The organism is Chloroflexota bacterium, assembly GCA_016219275.1.
In the GTDB taxonomy this organism is placed as follows: domain Bacteria; phylum Chloroflexota; class Anaerolineae; order UBA4142; family UBA4142; genus JACRBM01.
Window position 1 is genome coordinate 1 of sequence record JACRBM010000101.1, and the last position, 17,620, is coordinate 17,620.

Sequence of the window (17,620 nt, forward strand, 5' to 3'; positions counted from 1 at the left end):
GCGGCTACAAATCACCGTGCCATTTCTAGATAGGGGTGCGCGGTCTTTGCCCGCGCCGGGGGGAGACTTCCCCCCGCACACACAAAAAAGAAAATGATTTTGTGACGCTTGTTGAAGATAGAATAAATGTGCTATAATCAAAGTATGAACACACACACACAAATAGAACCTGAGTACGAACGTAAACCGCAACCGCAAGAATGGGAAAAGAAAATGCTCGATGATTTCATTTTCCTGTTTTCACGCGGCGTTAGAATTCAAGTCTATCCCCAACTGCAAGTCGGTCGTAATGATTTATGGCGTCGAGTCTATTTCTTCCGTCCGAACGCCAAGCCCATTGTAGGCAAGTTGAATCAATCGGCGACGATAAAAGAACTCGCCGAACTGCTGGCGCAAATTCGGCGAGTATACTTCGTCCTGTCCTAGTTTTTACTTCGGAGCATATCCCCCGAACTTCCACACGACTTTTTCAATGTAGTCGAGTGCCAGGTCAATCGAGTCTGCCCAGATGTTAGATTCGTTCTCAAACGTCTTGGTAACGCGTTTGACGTATTTCTCACTGGCAACCCCGATGATAGTCTGGCAAGGATCACCGTTCGGCAAAACAAACTCCAATTTGAACGCGTAATTACGTCCGCAATCGTTGATAGGCATTCCTGCCTCATCGAGCACTTCGGGATGATACCAAATATCACCCTCAAACGGTTTCGATTCTTCCTCTGGCAAACCGTTCGACATCACGACCGCCAATGCCACAAGCAGGAAAACGACCGCAAACCATTTCAGATTAAACATTCGCATGGTCATTTCGATTCTCCTTCGAGTTGAATTTGTCCGCGCTTGCGCCTCTCGTTGCAGTTCGGACATAGGTTTTTCAAAAACGTTTTGCCGCGCCAAATCTCGAACATCTTGACGTTGATGCCTTGGGGTCGTCCACAATAGCCGCACTTCATTTCTTCGTTCACGCGAAAGGGGATGACCCACAATCGGTTGAGGTCAATCGCCAAGGTCTGTCACTTCTTCACTCCTCCCACCTCCTTGGATTTCGTACGTCGCTTAGTTTTTTCCACACGCCGATTCCCAGGATGACGACGCGCCCGGCGGCGAGCGTAATGAGACAATCGAGCACTGGCATTTTCTTCCCTCACTTTCCGCAACCACAACTTACGGCACTCGCCCTTGTTGTGCTTGCAGTAAACTCGCCGACGGTCTGCCCAAAAAAAGTAATTCCCGTGTCCTCTGCATTGCATCGGCGGTGTTTCCACATAGACCAGCGGCGGTAGATCAACCTGGGTTATTAAGCGCACGCTCGTCCTGGGCGTCATATCGCGGAATGCCCAAAATGCTTTGGCAAACCTGGGATTGGGTTTGCGACTCCCGCCCTCATAGTGTTTAATCGTCGAGCGTGACACATCAAACTTTTTTCCAAACTCGGTTGCGGATAGTCCGAGATGTTGGCGCAACTGCTTGATTTCCTTGCCGGACGGCAAACGGCTGAGAGCGACGATTTGGGGTTTCTTGGACTCGGATGCCTCACGGCGTTTTTTCGTGCCTCTCAAACGACAAGCACTACTTTCCGCACTAGGGGTTTTCGCCTTTTTTGACTTTCCGAGAACCCTCTTTTGGGGCATCGTTCGACTGCGTTTTTCGATAGGGCGGGGTGTGTTCATCATTTCCTCAGCATCGACTCTTGCGCGATTTCGCGCTTGCGTAGTCGGATCAACGACTTGGCAAACCGATCCGCTTGTTCGTTGCGTTCATCCCCACCATGTCCGGGAACGTGCACCCATTCCACCTGCAACCCTTTCGTCGCAATCAGTTGGTCAATGTGATTGGAGATTGCGGCACACGGTAGATTCTTCCGTGCGTACGTCCCAAGCATCCACTGCACAACCAGGTTGCTGTCGGTGTAAAGGACGATCTGCGCCTCCATGTCCACGAACTCGAGGGCGCGTTCCACCGCACGCAGTTCCATCAGATTGTTAGTCGTGTGGTCTTCCGCTTGACCGAGGCGCACATCCCCGCCCTGGTCATCCACAACGATAGATGCCCACGCCCCAAGCCCAGGATTGCCGGAGCACGCCCCGTCCGTCCAAATCTTGTACTGCATTGTCACACCTCCTTAAATTTTTGAATCACGTCATTCGCATAGCGTTGCTTAGTAAAGGAAACGAAACGCCTGGGAAGCCCCCTGTCACCAGAGGGCTTTGCCGCGTATGAGGTATCCGATACGGAGCTGTCGCTGATCCCTCCGTTATTTATGCCTGGGTGCGTTTTGGTGCATCGCCGGGTCAGATGTTCCGCGATTCACACCCAGGATTATTTACCGGTGTCTGGCGGGTCTCTCAAGAGTTGCCTGTGTGGACGTGCTTGCAAGTGGCGGATTCGTCCGAATCGCTTTTGTGCCTGGACTTGCAAGGTCGTGCCAAGTTGCTTGTGCCGTTCCGCATCCTTTTGCGTTCGTGGCGATCGCGCTATGTTCAGACTCGACGACAAGCGACATCGGTCCTGCTTGTGCTCAACCTGCCAAAATGCACTCGCGCCGATGAATCAACCCATTACTCGAACTGATCGCATTTTGACTTAGAACGGACGTTCTGATACAATTATCGCGTGACTGATTTACAATTTCTTGCGTTGATCGCGATTGCTGTTGTTTCCGTTCTGCTTGCCGTATGGCTCTGGCGTCATCGCTACCGCACCACGACCAAATCGTCTGCGATGAACGTCATTGGACATTCACCCACCCCCATCCACCGTACTTGGTTGTGGGATTCGCTCACCTCTCGCGAAACCGAGGTCGCGCGCCTCGTCGTTCAAGGGATGCGCAATGCCGACATCGCACAGGAACTGCACATCTCTGTCCACACAGTCGAATCTCACCTCAAGCACATCTACGCCAAGCTCGACGTGCACACCCGCGTCGAACTCGTGCGCCTTATCCGCGACCTGACCGATTGACCTTCGCCTCATGGCGTTGCCAACCGCCATTCTCCGCCGACGACACAGATGCTGCGTGACTTGCGGCTCGCCGTCAGGCGGATATAGCCGGCGTTCTGTAAGCGATGGAGTTGATACAACGCCACACTCCGGCTTGAAATGCCGCAGGCATGCATCAGCTCGACGAGAGAGGGAGAGTTGCCATCGTGGTGAGTTTTGTAGGCGACGATCCACTCGAAGACCTTCTGTAGATCGTGGACCGCACGCCGGTGGGTGCGTTTCATTGCGTTCTTTCCTGATTTGTGATACAGTGTGGGTGGAAGGCGGACTTGCTTCCCACGGCTGATCCGCCCTCCACCACGTTTCGTGCGCGGCATCTATTTGCCGCGCTTTTTTATGCCCGTTATTGGGGAGTAACGGGAATCCGTGATATGCAAATCACGGAAAAATACCCTGCGTACGTAAAGCGCGGCATCGCAGTGCCGTGCTTTTTTATTGGTGTAACCAACCAGTAACGGAATCCCGTCATAGGCAGATCACGGTCAAACAACGGTTCTCCCGGAAATCCGTGATATTGCTATCACGGTGAAATGCCGGCACTCACGGAAACCCGTGATCAGAGAATCACGGACAAATCCCCTGTTTCAGGGATAGAACGTAGGTTCTGATTGTGCTACCCTACCCTTCACAGACCGGAGGTGCACCCTATGGAACTTGAACGCGCAATTCAATCGTTTTTGCAGGATGTCGTGGCTCGCGATTTGAGCGGCAACACCCACAAGCGTTACGCCGCCGACCTCGGCAATCTTGCCGCCTTCTTGCAGCCACGATCCATCACACTGATCGAGCAGATAACTACCGAGCATCTGCGCGCGTACTTTGCTGATTTGCACGAGCGACCAAACGGTCGTCGCCCGGACACAAAATTATCGCCTTACAGCATCGAGGGCATGTATCGCACGTTCAAGACCTTCTTTCGGTTTTGTGAGTGCGAGGAATATCTCGCGCAAAATCCGATGGTGCGTATTCGCAAGCCCAAATTGCCGGACCGCATTGTGCCGCGTCTCTCCGAAGAACAGGTCGTCACGTTACTGAATGAGGTCGAGCACACCCAATCACCTGAACGCAATCTCGCGCTCTTGATGTTGATGGTGAACAATGGTCTTCGCCGCGGTGAAGTGCTCGGACTCACGATTGATAATGTGTATCTTGATGAAGACCGCATCCGGGTCACAGGCAAAGGGCGCAAGGATCGCGATGTGCCACTCGGCGAATCATCCGCGCTCGCGTTGTGCAAATGGTTGGCGGTTCGTCCCGCGTCGCTCGTCAAGAATGTGTTTCTGAATGCGGATGGTTCGGCATTCAAGGCACCTGGCGTGCGATCGCTCTTTCAGCGGTTGCAAATTCATGCCGGACTGAAGCGCCTGTATCCCCATCTCCTCCGTCATACATTTGCCAAGCTCTATCTCAAGCGAGTGCGTGATGTGAAATCTCTGCAACAAATTCTCGGACACTCCAAATCGAGTACGACGCTCGATCTGTATGTGGAGTATGATTTCAATGACCTCATTGCCATCTATCGTGACGGCTCGCCGGTGGATGCAATAAAAAAAGCGCTAATTGTAAAGTGAATTTACAATTAGCGCTTAAGCGGGACACAAATCGCGACGACTAGGAGAAGTCCGGGTCTCTCCTTGAGCATTAGAACGTTTGTCTTATTGCCAAGGAGAAGGTCGCGAGTTCAAATCTCGTCTTCCGCTTTTTTTGTAGATCAGGGGTTTGTGCCCCACAAACCAGTCTTCACCGGACTGGTTTTTATTTTCTCGCCTCCTCGCTGTTCGGTAAATCAGTTTTGAGCGCACGAAAAATCGCGCGATGTATCTGCACATCGCGCGATCGCGCAATCCCATTTGCACAGCTTGCGCTTGTCCCGAATCCAGGTTTCTTGGAGAAAGCTGGATTCTTTCTCGCCGCCGAGAGAGTCCGACGAGTGTTGATAAACCGCGAATCTACGGAAATTCTTATTTTGATTCATGAAGATTCGCGTGATTCGCGGATCACAATTATTTTGCCTTGAGGCGATAGCCAAAGCGATAGACCGACTCGAGCAAACGATACTGCTCCAACGTATCGGGACCACAACTCGCGGTGCCGAGTCCGCGATGCGCGCCATCCAGATTGAGCATCACTTCAGCGCGCGGCGCGAGATCAATTGTGTGCCTTGCCGCGAACAAATCGGCGGCGGTGAAATGGCTCGCCGAAAATTCGATGGTCGGGTCGCCTTCGACACGCAAACCGTGTCCACTTGAATCAACCAGTGTCAGCCACCGCACATCCGTCTTGTGTCCATGCTCTTGCGGCATGATGTACGGCACATACTGTTCTGTTACCGTACTCGCGTAGCGCCCCACGATTGCCGATGTCTTGCGATCTGGATAATTTTCCCACGGTCCACGCCCGAACCATTCCAGGTGTTCTAAATTCGAAGCGAGCGCCAAGCTCACACCCGCGCGCGGAATATCGCGAATGCCATTGCCCACACGCACGATATTTTCGACGCGCAACTCGCCCGATGCGTCGAGGGTGTAGCGATGTGTGTGTGTAAAATCGTTCCACTTGCCGCGCCCGGATGCGCGATGAATGATCTCGACGACTGGCATTCCTTTTGAACGCAGCAATCGAATGCGCGCCAACGAGTGCTCGACCCGATCTAATCCCAGGTCAAGCCAGCGCACGAGTGTTTTACTGCCTTCGCGTCCCAGGATCAACTTGATGCCATCGTTATCGGTTGCCGCGCGCCAGACGTTGAGCGATGGTCCGCGCACGATCCAATTTGTGTCCGCGCCAAACTCCACCAGCGCGCCGGGTACTTTATCGAACACGGCGCGTACATTGCCCGCGCGCAAAATGATCGCGTGAGCATCTTCTTCCGCGATTATTTTGGCATCACCGAGTCGCGCGAGTTTGTGGGCGCGCGCTGGCAACGCGAGTTGCTGCCACGCGACCTCGTGCCCGGCGTTCGCCCACCACGTATCTTTGCGCTGATAAAACCGCAGGTTGAGAAAACGCTCACCCGCTGAACTGCTCTTGAGAGCAAGTGTCACATCCAGCGACTCACCCGGCGCGATGGCGAGGCGCGGCAGTTTGCCGGCTTGCGCCCGCGTACCATCCAGGGTCAATTCCCATTCGCCAACCAAATCGTCGAGCGAGGTGAAATCGCGTTTGTTGACGATGCGAATACGCCCGCGCGAATCCAGCAATTCGACGCGCACCGGTTGCGCGAGGTGCTTGAATTCGTACAGCGCCGGGTGCGGCGTGCGATTGGGCCACACGATCCCATCCACAACAAAATTCGCGTCGTTCGGCGTATCGCCGAAATCGCCGCCGTACGCCCAGTACGTTTTGCCGTTCGCATCGGTTTGCTGGATGCCGTGATCAATCCACTCCCACAGATAGCCGCCTTGCAACCCAGGATATTTTTCAAACGCCGCCCAGTAATCGGCGAGCGAACCGTTGCTGTTGCCCATCGTGTGCGAGTACTCGCACAGAATCATCGGACGCCAATCCTGGCTTTGCTTCGACCACGCGACAATTTTCTGAATCGGTGGATACATCGGGCACACCACATCGGTGACGCGATGCCCGTCCTCCCAGGTGCGACCTGCCCAGCGCGAAATCGCGCCTTCGTAATGCAAGGGACGTGATGGGTCTGCGCCGCGCACCCAGCCCGCTGCCGTATCGTGATTCGGTCCGTAGCCGGACTCGTTGCCAAGCGACCAAAAGATCACACACGGATGATTCTTGTCGCGCTCGACCATCGCGCGCACGCGCGTGACGTACGCGTTCGTGTAACGCGGATCGCGACACGTCTCGCGATAAAACGCGTGCGCTTCGATGTTCGCTTCGTCCACCACATACATGCCAAAGCGGTCACACAGCTCGAGCCAGTACGGATCGTTGGGATAGTGCGATGTGCGAACCGCGTTCACGTTGAATTGTTTCATCAAGCGTAGGTCGGCTTCCATCGTCGCGCGGCTAACTGCTTTGCCGGTCGTGTCGTCGTGATCGTGACGATTCACACCCTTGATCATCACGCGCTTGCCGTTGATGAGCAATTGCCGGTCGCGAATTTCAATTTTGCGAAAGCCGATGCGACACGCGGTACTTTCCTCGCCACGCGGTGTCTTGAGCGTGACGACGAGCGTGTACAAATTCGGCGCTTCCGCCGACCAGAGTTTCGGCGCGCGCACGGGTTGTTCGAATGTCACTTCGGAGCGCGGCAACATCGAACCGTCGTACGCGCACGTCAACGGTTGCGTGAACACCGCGCGCGATTCCACGTCGAACAATTGCGCCTCGACCACGCAATCGTTGTGCGTTTCGCCGGCAAAACCGATCTTGCACGTGACGCGCAAAATGCCATTGTGCAAATCTTCCGCGAGATCGCCGCGCGCGAAAACGTCTTGGAGATGCGGCACGTTCGTCGCGTACAGATACACCTCGCGTTGAATCCCGGCTTGCCACCAATGATCCTGGTCTTCGATGAAGCTCGCGTCCGACCATTGCACGACAACGGCGACGAGTTCGTTCGTTTCGCCAACGCGCACTGCCTTCGTCACATCGAACTCGGCGGGCGTGCGCGCGTCTTTGCTGATGCCGATGGGCTGGCGATTGACGTAGACGTACAGCACACCTTCGCATCCGCCGAAATGCAGAACGATGCGACGATCTTGCCAACTTGCCGGCACGCTAAACTCGCGGCGATAAATCCCGGTCGGATTTTCTTCCGGCACGTGCGGCGGTTCTTGCGGAAAGGGCATGACGACATTCGTGTAATGCGGCTTGCCGAATCCTTGCATCGTCCAATTGCCGGGAACCTGGATGCGCGACCAATCGTTCGCATTCAACGCATCGTCGGTTGCTTCAGCGGGCTTGGCTTTGATTTTGAATTGCCACTCACCGCTCAAGTTCGCAAACCAGGGCGACTGGTCGCGGTCGAGTGACCGTGCATCGCGCGCGGAGGGAAATGGAATCAACGTCGCGCGCGGCGGCAACGTGTTGAGACTGGAGAGTTGCGGCATCTCCCAGGTTTTTTCGCCGCCGAGATACAACAGAGGAAGAACAGGAGAATAGTTGTTCATGTTGAATGTCCTTCGATCAGCTGGTTGATGTTCTGATGGTCGGGTTCATTCTACCACAAGACGCGAAAACCGTAACGCTTGATCCAAATCGGCGATCAAATCCTGGGCGTCTTCAATTCCGACAGCAAACCGAACCAGGTTGTCCGGAATTCCCAGTTTCAATCGTTCCGCCGGCGCAACATCATAGTACGCCATCTTCGCCACGTGGAGCGCCAAACTTTCGACGCCGCCGAGCGAGGGCGAAATGTACGGAATCCGGAGCGCGTCCATAAATCGAAACGTCGCGTCCAAATCTCCGCGCACAGTAAACGAAACGACGCCGCCGAATCCATTCATCTGCCGCGCCGCGATCGCGTGCCCCGGATGTGTTTTCAATCCAGGATACCACACGTGTTCGATGTTGGGATGCGCCGCGAGAAATTCCGCGATCTGTTGCGCGGTTTGATTTTGTTTCTGGACGCGCACGCTCAACGTTTTCATTCCGCGCAGTAACAGGTATGCCGTGTTCGAATCGGAAATGCCGCCCAGGATGCCGATGGCGTCGCGCAGCGGATCAATCAGTTCGTTTCGTCCCGCGATAAACCCGGCGAGTAGATCGTTGTGACCGCCCAGGTATTTCGTCGCCGAGTGCGTGATCAGATCAATGCCCCAATCGAGCGGGCGCAGATTGATCGGCGTTGCAAAGGTCGCGTCAATCACGGTCAACACTCCACGACGGCGACCGATTTCCGCGAAGCGTTCGACGTCCAAAACGCGCAAGTATGGATTGGACGGGGTTTCCGAAAACAGCACGCGCGTCTCTGGTCGAATCGCGGCTTCCAGCGCATCGTAATCGCCGAGCGGCACGACCGTCACCGCGACGTCGTAGCGCGTGAGGAACTCTTCGCAGAATTGACGCGTGCGCCGATAGCTGTCGTCGGTCATAATGATGTGTTTTCCCGGTGAGAGCAAATTCAAAAAAGTATCCGTCAGCGCCGCCATCCCCGAGGCAACCAGGATCGCGCCTTCGGCATGTTCCAACGCGGCAAGGCGCGCCTCCGCTGCCGCGCTGGTCGGATTGCCGTAGCGTCCATATTCAAAACGGTCGGCGACGTGACTGTGCGCGTGAGATTCTTGGAACGCGCACACGTCCGCCATGTTTTCAAACGTGTACGTCGAAGTTTGGAAGATGGGATCCACCAACGCGTGATGCGATTTGACGCGCGCCTCGTGCGCGTGGACTGCGCGCGTGGAATCGCCTTGCGCGGTCGGTTGGAACGCGCGCGAATGTTTCGCGTGTTCTTCGGACTGGAGATGGTCACTCATTTTATTTGCTCCTCGTGGATAAATATATTTTCGAACGGGTAATCACCTGGTGGATAACGCAAGACCTCCTCGGAGAAACTCGCATCCAAAGGAGGTCGGCGATAAACAAAAACCTCTTCATCGGAAAGAAGAGGTTGAACATCCTTGTTTTTCCTCTCATCTACCAGAAACTTTCTGCCGGAATTGGCACCTTGTTTGGAAGGTGGAGGTTAGAAGTTAGAAGATGGATGCACGGGCTTGCCGACTTCTAATTTCCAATTTCCAACATCCAGACGGGTTGCCGAGGCTTCATAGGGCCGATCCCTCCGCCTCTCTGGATAAGAGTATCTTGTTTGATTCGATTGTTGCGGCAGTTTATAACACAGCGAAACGAAAATGTCAAAAGGTATTGTGGTGTTGCGGGTAGGTGCTTTACTCGTTCTTGCGAGTGGCGCGTCATTTGCGGCGCACATCCTCGATTGCCGCTCTCAGTTCGGCATGGTCTTGCGCGTACTCCTCAAGCGTGAGACCGCGATGGGTCGCATCCCAGGATTGTCGCAGACTTGCCGCACCGGCTTGCGGTCCCAGCGAATGTTCAAAGACGGCGCGACCTGGCACGATTCCAAAATCTACACTCTTCAATTTTTCGTACAACTGCGGGATCGAACCAGCCCACTGGCTTCCCGCCGGAACGGGCAATGATTTTTTGATGTGCCCCATTGGTTCGACACACGCCTGAATGTCACACATCACTTCCGCGTCCGATGTTTTCATGCGGTCGCCAAAGCCGGGCAAGATGATGCAATCGAACCCGACCAAGCGTTGCAGTTTGGTGATGACGCGCGAATGAACGCCGAAATATGGCATACGAGTAAAGGGCGCGATGAAATCGAAATGCGCGACCAGGGGAACCTGGGTATGTTTTCGCAGCATCCTCACCGCACTCAAGCCCGTGGTCATGCCATTGACCATCAACGCGTTCGCGCCGCGCGCGACGGCGACATCGTGCAATTCGATCAGCCGATCCACCTCGTCGGTGATATTCGCGAGATAGATTTTCTTTTCCCCGGTTATCTTTTCGCACTCCACGCGCGCCCTGCCTAACTTCTCCGCGCGTTCGTCTAGCCGCGACCATTCGACATCGCCCAACAGCTCATCATCCTTGGCGATGTCCAGCCCACCCAGCCATGCCTGGTAAGCGAGATCGGCGAAGGGCTCTGGCGCGAGACCCAGGTTCGGCTTGATGACGCCGAACAGGAGCGGACGATCGTAGACTTGAAGAATCTCGCGCAGTCCATCAATTCCAAATTTCGGACCTTGAAAATTCCGCAAGTAACCATCCGGAAATTCTAGATCCAACAACTTGATGGCAGAAATCCCAGGTGAGTAAAAAATTCCTTCGCCGCCGATGGCGGTTAGGAGGTTTGGAATTTTCGGACCAAAGTTTCTGTGGGGATGCGCGATCTTGACCTGACAGGCATACGTTCGCTTGTTTCCAACCGCGAGGAAAGGATAGGTCGGCTTATCCAACACACCTCCAACGACGAGATCAATGACTTTAGCACCGAATCGTTCGCGCAAATCCTCGTCCACGCCAACGCGTTTCCACTGAGCCGTTGACTGCTCTTGACACAAATGCGCCGCCGCTTGCTCCGGGTTTACATCACATTCAAAGTAATAGTCGAGGAGGATGTATTCTTCCAGATTCAAACTAGCGCGATCGGCAAAGAAACCGCGTTGATTTTCGTGCGCCATGTGTTTATCCTTTTTCGGATCGTAAAGCCAGAAAGAGCTGAACCGTTGCATCGGCGAATTCGGCATCGTTGATGTGCGCGTCTATTTCAACGCGCTTGATTTCCGGGTCAAGTTCCGCGCGCATCGTCTCGATGTACCCCGCGTTCGCCGCCGCGTCGTACAACGGCGCGCCTTCGCGATTGAGCATACTGAATCCGCGCAGCGGAATGATCGCCGCACGCGGACCCTTGCCGGCATTGAGTCGCTCCGCGATGAAATGCGCGACCGCCGACATTTCCGCCGCCGTCGTGCGAAAGTGCGTGTGCGTGGGCGAGTGACGCACGAACGCGCGCCCGCACAAATCAGGAGACCAATCCTCGCGCCATTCGTGCAAGCGCACATCCGCGCAACCCGGCGCGACGATTTGCGGAATGCCCACTCTGCCCGCCACCGTCATGCGACCTGGGAGCGCGGGCATCATGCCATCGTACAGCAAATCGGTGACCTCGTGCGGCGAGAAATCAATGACGCCCTTGATCACGCCATCGGCAATCAGTTCTTCCATCGCCTGTCCGCCGATGCCGTTGCAATGAAACGCGATGACCTCGAATCCCAGTTCTTCCAAACGGTCTTTGATCGCCATCACGCCCGGCGTTGTCACGCCGGCTTGCGTGATCGCGACCAATTCTTTTGCTTCGCTCGCCGCGATGCGAACCGTACTCATCGCGGCAACCGCGGCGGCGGCTTGCGCGAGTATCTTGCGCGTGACTGGATTCAATCCCAGGATGTCGGCAACCGAATGAATCATTGTCACATCTTTTGCGCCGACGTACGGACCAAAGGTTGCTTTGCCGCACGCAACGGTCGAGACCATCACCTTGGGAATGCCGACGGGCAACGCGCGCATCGCGGCGGTCGCCATCGCGGTACCTTGCGCGCCGCCGACCGCGATCACGCCATCCGCTTGACCTTGCGCGAACAAACGCGAAACAATGTTGACAAGACCAGTGGTCATCGCGTTCTGACACCGCGCCTTGTCGCCGGAGGCAAGCAGATCGGACAAACTTTCGCCGCCCGCCAGCGCGACCTGGGAGCGATCAAAGTCGGCGGTCGTCGCGGCGGAACCCAGCGTGCCAGAATCAAGCACAATCGTTGTTTGCCCGGCGCGTTGAATCAGGTCGCGGATGTAGGCGACCTCGATTCCTTTCGTATCCAGACTGCCGATGATGACGATGCTCATATTCCGGAAAAATAGAACGGCGCGCCGGGAATCGGTTTGCGTTTTTCGCGCAGAGGCATTCCCTCATAGGGATAAACCGAATGCTCGAGCACGCGCTCTTCGTGGAACGGCAAAATAAAATCGGCGCGGCGATCAATTTCCTCGTAACTTTTCCAGCCGTCAATCTGATTCACCAAACGATTTTGCACCCAATATCGCCAATGCTCTTCGGTTTTCGGTTCGAAATTGCGGTACGTGAAAATCGCATCGCCGACGACGACGCAACTGCCCGCGCTCGTTTCGACTTGCGCGGCGATGTGACCGGGCGTGTGTCCTGGCGTGGGAAATACGCGGACGCCGGGAACGATTTCCATTTCGCCTTCGACCACCTCGAACTGGCAACCCAGGAACGGCGGTTCGACACCCAGGATCGGCGCTTCGTACGAACGATAGTACGGCGGCAGCGGATTGTACGCCCACTGAATCTCGGTTTGCGAGGCGATGTAACGTGCGTTCCGAAATTTCTTCATGTTGTGGCAATGATCCCAATGCAGGTGCGTGAAAATACAAATCTCGATTTCATTCGGGTCAACGCCCATCGCTTGTAGCGCGTCCGGGCTATCGGGACAGCCGCGCTTGGTGCAGTCGTGATGATACTTGGTCGCGCGTTCAGCATCTGGCAAGCCGGTGTCAATCATCAGTTTATGCTCGCCGGTATCCACGTAAAAACAAATGTTGGGGATGTCTACTTTTTTCCCCGGTGTCCCTTTGTTGAACAAATAGACCGCATGATCGAGTACGACCCAGCCGGTGTTGATTGGATAAATTCTTGTTTTTCCAACGGACATCGAGACTCCTTTAGCGAGACCTACGGGTTTTGAAAACCTGTCACAGCACATCACCGATTTGAGTGTCATTTCGAGCGAAGCGAGAAATCTCTCCTTGTAGCGCCGAGATTTCTCGGTCGCTCCGCTCCCTCGAAATGACAACTGTGATGTACTGTGTCAGGTCAATTGAAATTGTTCAAGCAAGGTCTTGGCGGGGGACCAGAGTGCGGCGACGTAATCAAAGCGGTCGGGGCGAACGTGAATGTCGGTCCAGATCAACGGGCTTGATGTGGCGCTCAACGCGAGACGCTGAATCACCAAGATCGGCGCGCCTGGGTCAAGCCCCAGGATTGCTTGGTCTTGCGCCGTCGCGGTTGCCATCGCAAATTCTTCTTTCATTTCCGTCGTGACCGCGCGATATTTGCCGTCAATCAACTGTTGGAACGACGCGTGCGACACGTCATCGTTTTCCAAGCCCGCGCACACTTGGTACGGAATCACATTCGTTTGATTTGCAAGCACCTCGCCGTTCACCAAGCGCGTGCGCTCCAAACGATACACTGGCGCGCCGATGGGCAGATCGAGTTTCGCCGCGATTTCGCTGGATGCCGGCTCAATCGTGACGCCGCGCATCACCGACGACGGTTTGAAGCCGACCTTGGAGGTGTGCTGAAACACGCTTTCGACTTGAGGCGCGCTCAAACCGAGCACGCGAAATCCATTCGCGCCATCGCGCGCGAGCAGACCTTTGCGATGCTCTGATCGCAAAACCTCTTGTATCTCATCCAGCGAAGCATCAAAACGCGCGGCAAGCTCGGTCGCATTCACCAACTGACCAACCGGCAATTCACCCGCGACAATCGCTTGTTCGATCTGGCGTTGTAGTTCAACGGGGAAATGAATCTCCACTAGTCCTGTCCATTGACCGGCTTGCGGTACTTTTCGTCGAGCTGTTTCAACTTGATGACTTTGGGCAAAGAACGTCCACCTTGAAATTCGCTATCGAGCCAAATATCCACGAGTTTTTTCGCGGTCTCGACACCCATCACCTGACTGCCGAACGTGATGATCTGCGCGTCGTTGCTCGCGCGCGCACGTTCCGCCGTGTACGGATCGGTCACACACACCGCGCGAACGTTCGGAATTTTGTTGGCGACAATCGCCATCCCCGCGCCAGTGCCGCAAATGAGGATGCCGCGATCATATTTGCCCGCGCTCACGATTTCTGCGACCGGCGCGCCGACATCGGGATAATCCACTGGGTCGTCGCTATTCACACCCAGATCATCAACCTGGAAACCCTTGGCGACTAAATAATCGCGCAACGCGTTTTTCAAATGCCGCCCAAAATGATCCGACGCGATCACAATCGGTTTGCTTTTATCTGCCATCCCGTACTCCTATTTGATTTTTCCACCTCACGCGGCGGTTCGATGGAACTCAGTAAAAGTTGAGCGGTCGTTTCGTGATGCTCATTCGCAAATTGTTCCGCGGCAATCGCGTCGCGCTTGCTCAACGCCTGAACGATCTTGCGATGCTCGCGTGCGATTTGATTCATTCGTCCAGGCAAGCGCAAACTGGTACGGCGATACCGCCGACTCGCATCGTGGAGATTTTCCATCAACGCGAGCAAGCGCGGCGCGCGCGCCGCCTCCCAGATAATCCGGTGAAACTCGTGGTTCAACTGGAGGATGCGCTCCATATCCTGGGTCGGCGAGCATCCGCTCATCGCATCTACCAACTCGTTCAATCGCTGATGCTCTGTTGTCGTCAGGTGCGGCGTCGCCAAGCGCGCCGCGAGACCTTCGAGCACCGCGCGGATGTGATAGATTTCGATAATCTCGGATTCCGAAAGTTTGCTGACGTTCGTGCCGCGATGCGGCGCGCTCGTCACGAGTCCCACAACTTGGAGACGATGCAATGCCTCGCGAATCGGCATCCGACTCACGCTCAACTCTTTGGCGAGATCGTCAGTGACAAGGCGTTGACCCGGTTGGTAACGACCTTCCAAGATCGCCTCGCGAATAGCATCGTATGCGATTTCCTGCATCGTGCGGTACGTGGATGACATCTCTACAATATTCCCTAACTCGGTCACGCCGAAACCAAACAAATTATGGGACGCTGACCAACGCAGACAAACGCAGATAAAATTTTTCGTCCGCGTTCGTCCGCGTTTGTCCGCGTCCAAAAGTCTTTGCTTTTTGCACAATCATTTCACTGACAAAGTACTGACGCGAGATTACGCGCGCGCCCACGCTTCGGTCCATACCCTGCGCGTGCCGGCGAGCAACAATTCGCTCGATTCGCCCGGTTGCGGTTTCACTTCGATGCCGACCCAGGGTTTGGTCGCGCCCGGCTCTTTGGGCAGATAACCAATCGCGAACAAGCCGCGCAAAAATTCTGCCAACTGCGCGACATCGTTCGCGCTGTCCGGAAAACCAAAGCGCGGATGTTTATCGCCGAATGCCGGTCTGCCCTCCGCCGTCACGCAATTGCCGACATGCACATGCGCCAAGTGATCTTTCAATGTCCACAACGCCGGAATCGTTTTCTCTTTCAACAACGGTTGGTGGCTCAAATCGTACATCAAACCGAAATCCGGATAGTCGCGTTTGATGCGCGCCGCGAATTCCGCGCACTCGTGCACGGGACCGAGCAACGCCCGCACATCCACCTCGCGGTCGAAAATTTCCAGGGTAATGCCGACGCCGTGAGCGCGACCGTACGCGCAAATCTGGTTGATCGAATCGGCGAGCCAGTTGAATGCCTCGGCGCGCGTGGATTCGCCGGGATCAAAGCCGCTGAGGAGCGCGAGGCGCGCAGTTTCGAGATCGGCTGCCATATCAATGCACTCTTTCATTTGTGCGACCGCGCGGGCACGCATCGCCGAATCAGCCGAGTTCAAATCGAGTTTCTGCGAAATGAGCGCGGGTTGCGCGCCAAACACGCTCGCCAGATGTGCGCTCGCGAGAATCGCCTTGACCTGTTTCCGTTTCTCCGCGTCTTTGATCCACGCCACTTCGATGCCGGTGAAGAAATCATCTTCGGCGATCTTGGCGACGGTTTCGACGATCGGTCCTTCGCCGCGAATCGTTTCCGGGAATGCCATGAAATGGACGATGCTCAGTGTAAGATACGCGCTCCAATGTGTGTTCATTTTTCTCCGAATTTTTTTACCCACGGTAGGGGCGAGGCATTAGCTCAATAGCCGCATTAGAGTTGGGTGATTTAGCGAATTCCTCGCCCCGACGATTCCGGCAAAGCCGCGAGGGCTTGCTCGAAAATCGAAATCGGAAAACGCGAGATGCCCGCGCCGGCTCTGCCGCCGCCGGCGCGCCGATGTGGAATCGTTGCCGCGAGAGGAGGCAAGGTGTTTTGCGCGACGATGAGACGCGCGTCGAGTCCGAGCGCGGTGCCGGCGAATCCCAATGCCGGGATCGTCCACGCCGAATTTTGCGCGACTGCGATGTTGATCGCGGTACGACTCAACGCGATGGCGTCGTCCAATTTGCCGCGCACATTCGACGACGATTCCGGCGCGGCGGCTAGCGCGCATCCGCCCAAGCCGACCACTTCGGCAATCGCGCTGTCACCAATTTGCGGTGACGCGTCAGCCGGCGTGATGCCGGGCAAGAGAACACCTTCGACAACGGGCGCGGGTCCGGTGAACCAACGCTTGCCCGTGCCGCTCAAATAAATGCCGGTCTCGCGACCGTTGCTACAAATCGTCGTGACGATACTACTGCCGGGGACATTACTGCCGGCAAGCGCGATGACCTTTGCCGATGCCATCACGAAAGTGAGGAATGCACCGTCATTCGCCGCAAGAAAATCAATTACACTTGATAGATCATTGCTCGACACATCCGCGCGAACGAGATGCGGCAATAGCGTCCGCAAAAAAATCGAGGAGCCGGCATACAAGCGACTGTGACAATCGTCGCCCATATGCAGTGCTTTGGCGATGATTCCAAATAAATCAAGCTTGCCAGCGCGATGCAATGCCTGGGTCAGCGTCGGCGCAAAGACGCGTTCGAGCCATTGCAACAATTTGAGCGTGTCCGCGTCGTGGTTGCCAAAAATCAAACGTGGTTCCCACAATCGGCAAAACGCGACCTGGCTTCCTGCCGCGTCTTCGACGACGGCGACCGGCATCGAAGGCGAGGTGATGCCGGCAAGTCCGCCGACCGCGTCAACATCGTTGCAAGGAATCAGACGCACATTCCCCGACGCCATCAATTGCGCGGCGGCATCGGCGGACCGCGCCCACTCTTCGTACAACAATGCGCCGAGCACCGCGCCGCGCTGAACATCCACCATGTTTTCCCACATGACCGGCGGACCCGCGTGCAACAACGTGCGCGCGTTCAATTCGGGAATCACCTCGCGCGCTGCGCGAATATCGGCAAGCACCGGGCGCGCGGCTTGCATCGCGGCGACGGCGTTCTGATTTGACGCTGATACAGACACAA

17 protein-coding genes and 1 riboswitch are annotated in these 17,620 nt (G+C 55.6%); of the genes, 3 read left to right on the plus strand and 14 right to left on the minus strand.

All coding sequences use genetic code 11. The features are described from left to right. The first annotated feature begins 213 nt into the window (after positions 1 to 213). On the plus strand, positions 214 to 426 hold the full coding sequence (locus HY868_26190; protein MBI5305646.1) for a hypothetical protein: 213 nt from the start codon (positions 214 to 216) through the stop codon (positions 424 to 426). Between the two features lie 3 nt (positions 427 to 429). Here the strand turns inward: HY868_26190 and HY868_26195 are convergent, their stop codons facing one another. From HY868_26195 to HY868_26205, 3 genes are all read right to left on the minus strand, one after another. Continuing rightward, complete coding sequence (locus HY868_26195; GenBank protein MBI5305647.1) at positions 430 to 807, minus strand: hypothetical protein; 378 nt, start codon at positions 805 to 807, stop codon at positions 430 to 432. Between the two features lie 206 nt (positions 808 to 1,013). Then, positions 1,014 to 1,670 carry a helix-turn-helix domain-containing protein gene (locus tag HY868_26200; protein MBI5305648.1) on the minus strand — a complete coding sequence of 219 codons (657 nt, stop codon included), beginning with the start codon at positions 1,668 to 1,670 and terminating at the stop codon, positions 1,014 to 1,016. After that, positions 1,670 to 2,110 carry a reverse transcriptase-like protein gene (locus HY868_26205; GenBank protein ID MBI5305649.1) on the minus strand — a complete coding sequence of 147 codons (441 nt, stop codon included), beginning with the start codon at positions 2,108 to 2,110 and terminating at the stop codon, positions 1,670 to 1,672. Before HY868_26205 ends, HY868_26200 begins: the two co-directional genes overlap by 1 nt. Before the next feature lie 611 nt (positions 2,111 to 2,721). Between HY868_26205 and HY868_26210 the strand changes: the two genes are divergently transcribed. Then, entirely contained in the window at positions 2,722 to 2,961 is a 240-nt protein-coding gene (locus HY868_26210; protein ID MBI5305650.1) for a helix-turn-helix transcriptional regulator, read from the plus strand. 8 nt (positions 2,962 to 2,969) lie between these two features. Here the strand turns inward: HY868_26210 and HY868_26215 are convergent, their stop codons facing one another. After that, the gene (locus tag HY868_26215) at positions 2,970 to 3,224 is read right to left on the minus strand and encodes a hypothetical protein (protein MBI5305651.1); all 255 of its coding nucleotides are present in this window, start codon (positions 3,222 to 3,224) and stop codon (positions 2,970 to 2,972) included. Between the two features lie 423 nt (positions 3,225 to 3,647). On the opposite strand from HY868_26215, the gene HY868_26220 reads away from it, so the two are divergent. Continuing rightward, positions 3,648 to 4,571 (plus strand): tyrosine-type recombinase/integrase, encoded by a 924-nt coding sequence (locus HY868_26220; protein ID MBI5305652.1) that lies wholly within the window; start codon positions 3,648 to 3,650, stop codon positions 4,569 to 4,571. A 432-nt stretch (positions 4,572 to 5,003) separates the two neighbouring features. On the opposite strand, the gene HY868_26225 is transcribed toward HY868_26220, so the two are convergent. From HY868_26225 to HY868_26270, 10 genes are all read right to left on the minus strand, one after another. Further along, complete coding sequence (locus HY868_26225) at positions 5,004 to 8,021, minus strand: DUF4981 domain-containing protein (protein ID MBI5305653.1); 3,018 nt, start codon at positions 8,019 to 8,021, stop codon at positions 5,004 to 5,006. 105 nt (positions 8,022 to 8,126) lie between these two features. Further along, positions 8,127 to 9,386, minus strand: a complete 1,260-nt coding sequence (locus HY868_26230) for an aminotransferase class I/II-fold pyridoxal phosphate-dependent enzyme (protein ID MBI5305654.1) — start codon at positions 9,384 to 9,386, stop codon at positions 8,127 to 8,129. Between the two features lie 153 nt (positions 9,387 to 9,539). Then, positions 9,540 to 9,710, minus strand: a riboswitch (SAM riboswitch). 111 nt (positions 9,711 to 9,821) lie between these two features. Beyond that, positions 9,822 to 11,120, minus strand: a complete 1,299-nt coding sequence (locus tag HY868_26235) for a ribulose 1,5-bisphosphate carboxylase (GenBank protein MBI5305655.1) — start codon at positions 11,118 to 11,120, stop codon at positions 9,822 to 9,824. 4 nt (positions 11,121 to 11,124) lie between these two features. After that, positions 11,125 to 12,339 (minus strand): Tm-1-like ATP-binding domain-containing protein, encoded by a 1,215-nt coding sequence (locus HY868_26240; protein ID MBI5305656.1) that lies wholly within the window; start codon positions 12,337 to 12,339, stop codon positions 11,125 to 11,127. Continuing rightward, a complete protein-coding gene (locus HY868_26245; GenBank protein ID MBI5305657.1) occupies positions 12,336 to 13,166 on the minus strand; it encodes an N-acyl homoserine lactonase family protein in 831 nt (276 codons plus the stop codon). The genes HY868_26240 and HY868_26245 overlap by 4 nt, the downstream gene beginning before the upstream one ends. A 156-nt stretch (positions 13,167 to 13,322) precedes the next feature. Continuing rightward, on the minus strand, positions 13,323 to 14,054 hold the full coding sequence (locus HY868_26250) for a GntR family transcriptional regulator (GenBank protein ID MBI5305658.1): 732 nt from the start codon (positions 14,052 to 14,054) through the stop codon (positions 13,323 to 13,325). Beyond that, positions 14,054 to 14,536, minus strand: coding sequence for a ribose 5-phosphate isomerase B (gene rpiB / locus HY868_26255; protein MBI5305659.1), 483 nt, complete (start codon positions 14,534 to 14,536; stop codon positions 14,054 to 14,056). The genes HY868_26250 and rpiB overlap by 1 nt, the downstream gene beginning before the upstream one ends. Then, positions 14,509 to 15,216 carry a GntR family transcriptional regulator gene (locus tag HY868_26260; protein MBI5305660.1) on the minus strand — a complete coding sequence of 236 codons (708 nt, stop codon included), beginning with the start codon at positions 15,214 to 15,216 and terminating at the stop codon, positions 14,509 to 14,511. The genes rpiB and HY868_26260 overlap by 28 nt, the downstream gene beginning before the upstream one ends. Positions 15,217 to 15,387: 171 nt before the next feature. Further along, on the minus strand, positions 15,388 to 16,305 hold the full coding sequence (locus HY868_26265) for a sugar phosphate isomerase/epimerase (protein MBI5305661.1): 918 nt from the start codon (positions 16,303 to 16,305) through the stop codon (positions 15,388 to 15,390). A gap of 71 nt (positions 16,306 to 16,376) precedes the next feature. Continuing rightward, positions 16,377 to 17,618, minus strand: a complete 1,242-nt coding sequence (locus tag HY868_26270) for a DUF1116 domain-containing protein (GenBank protein ID MBI5305662.1) — start codon at positions 17,616 to 17,618, stop codon at positions 16,377 to 16,379. Positions 17,619 to 17,620: the final 2 nt, after the last annotated feature.

Coding starts and splice junctions, on each gene's coding strand:
- HY868_26210 (MBI5305650.1), top strand. CDS start 2,722: ATGAACGTCATTGGACATTCACCCACCCCCATCCACCGTACTTGGTTG.
- HY868_26240 (MBI5305656.1), bottom strand. CDS start 12,339: ATGAGCATCGTCATCATCGGCAGTCTGGATACGAAAGGAATCGAGGTC.
- HY868_26190 (MBI5305646.1), top strand. CDS start 214: ATGCTCGATGATTTCATTTTCCTGTTTTCACGCGGCGTTAGAATTCAA.
- HY868_26235 (MBI5305655.1), bottom strand. CDS start 11,120: ATGGCGCACGAAAATCAACGCGGTTTCTTTGCCGATCGCGCTAGTTTG.
- HY868_26200 (MBI5305648.1), bottom strand. CDS start 1,670: ATGAACACACCCCGCCCTATCGAAAAACGCAGTCGAACGATGCCCCAA.
- HY868_26220 (MBI5305652.1), top strand. CDS start 3,648: ATGGAACTTGAACGCGCAATTCAATCGTTTTTGCAGGATGTCGTGGCT.
- HY868_26260 (MBI5305660.1), bottom strand. CDS start 15,216: ATGTCATCCACGTACCGCACGATGCAGGAAATCGCATACGATGCTATT.
- HY868_26230 (MBI5305654.1), bottom strand. CDS start 9,386: ATGAGTGACCATCTCCAGTCCGAAGAACACGCGAAACATTCGCGCGCG.
- HY868_26245 (MBI5305657.1), bottom strand. CDS start 13,166: ATGTCCGTTGGAAAAACAAGAATTTATCCAATCAACACCGGCTGGGTC.
- HY868_26225 (MBI5305653.1), bottom strand. CDS start 8,021: ATGCCGCAACTCTCCAGTCTCAACACGTTGCCGCCGCGCGCGACGTTG.
- rpiB (MBI5305659.1), bottom strand. CDS start 14,536: ATGGCAGATAAAAGCAAACCGATTGTGATCGCGTCGGATCATTTTGGG.
- HY868_26215 (MBI5305651.1), bottom strand. CDS start 3,224: ATGAAACGCACCCACCGGCGTGCGGTCCACGATCTACAGAAGGTCTTC.
- HY868_26205 (MBI5305649.1), bottom strand. CDS start 2,110: ATGCAGTACAAGATTTGGACGGACGGGGCGTGCTCCGGCAATCCTGGG.
- HY868_26195 (MBI5305647.1), bottom strand. CDS start 807: ATGACCATGCGAATGTTTAATCTGAAATGGTTTGCGGTCGTTTTCCTG.
- HY868_26265 (MBI5305661.1), bottom strand. CDS start 16,305: ATGAACACACATTGGAGCGCGTATCTTACACTGAGCATCGTCCATTTC.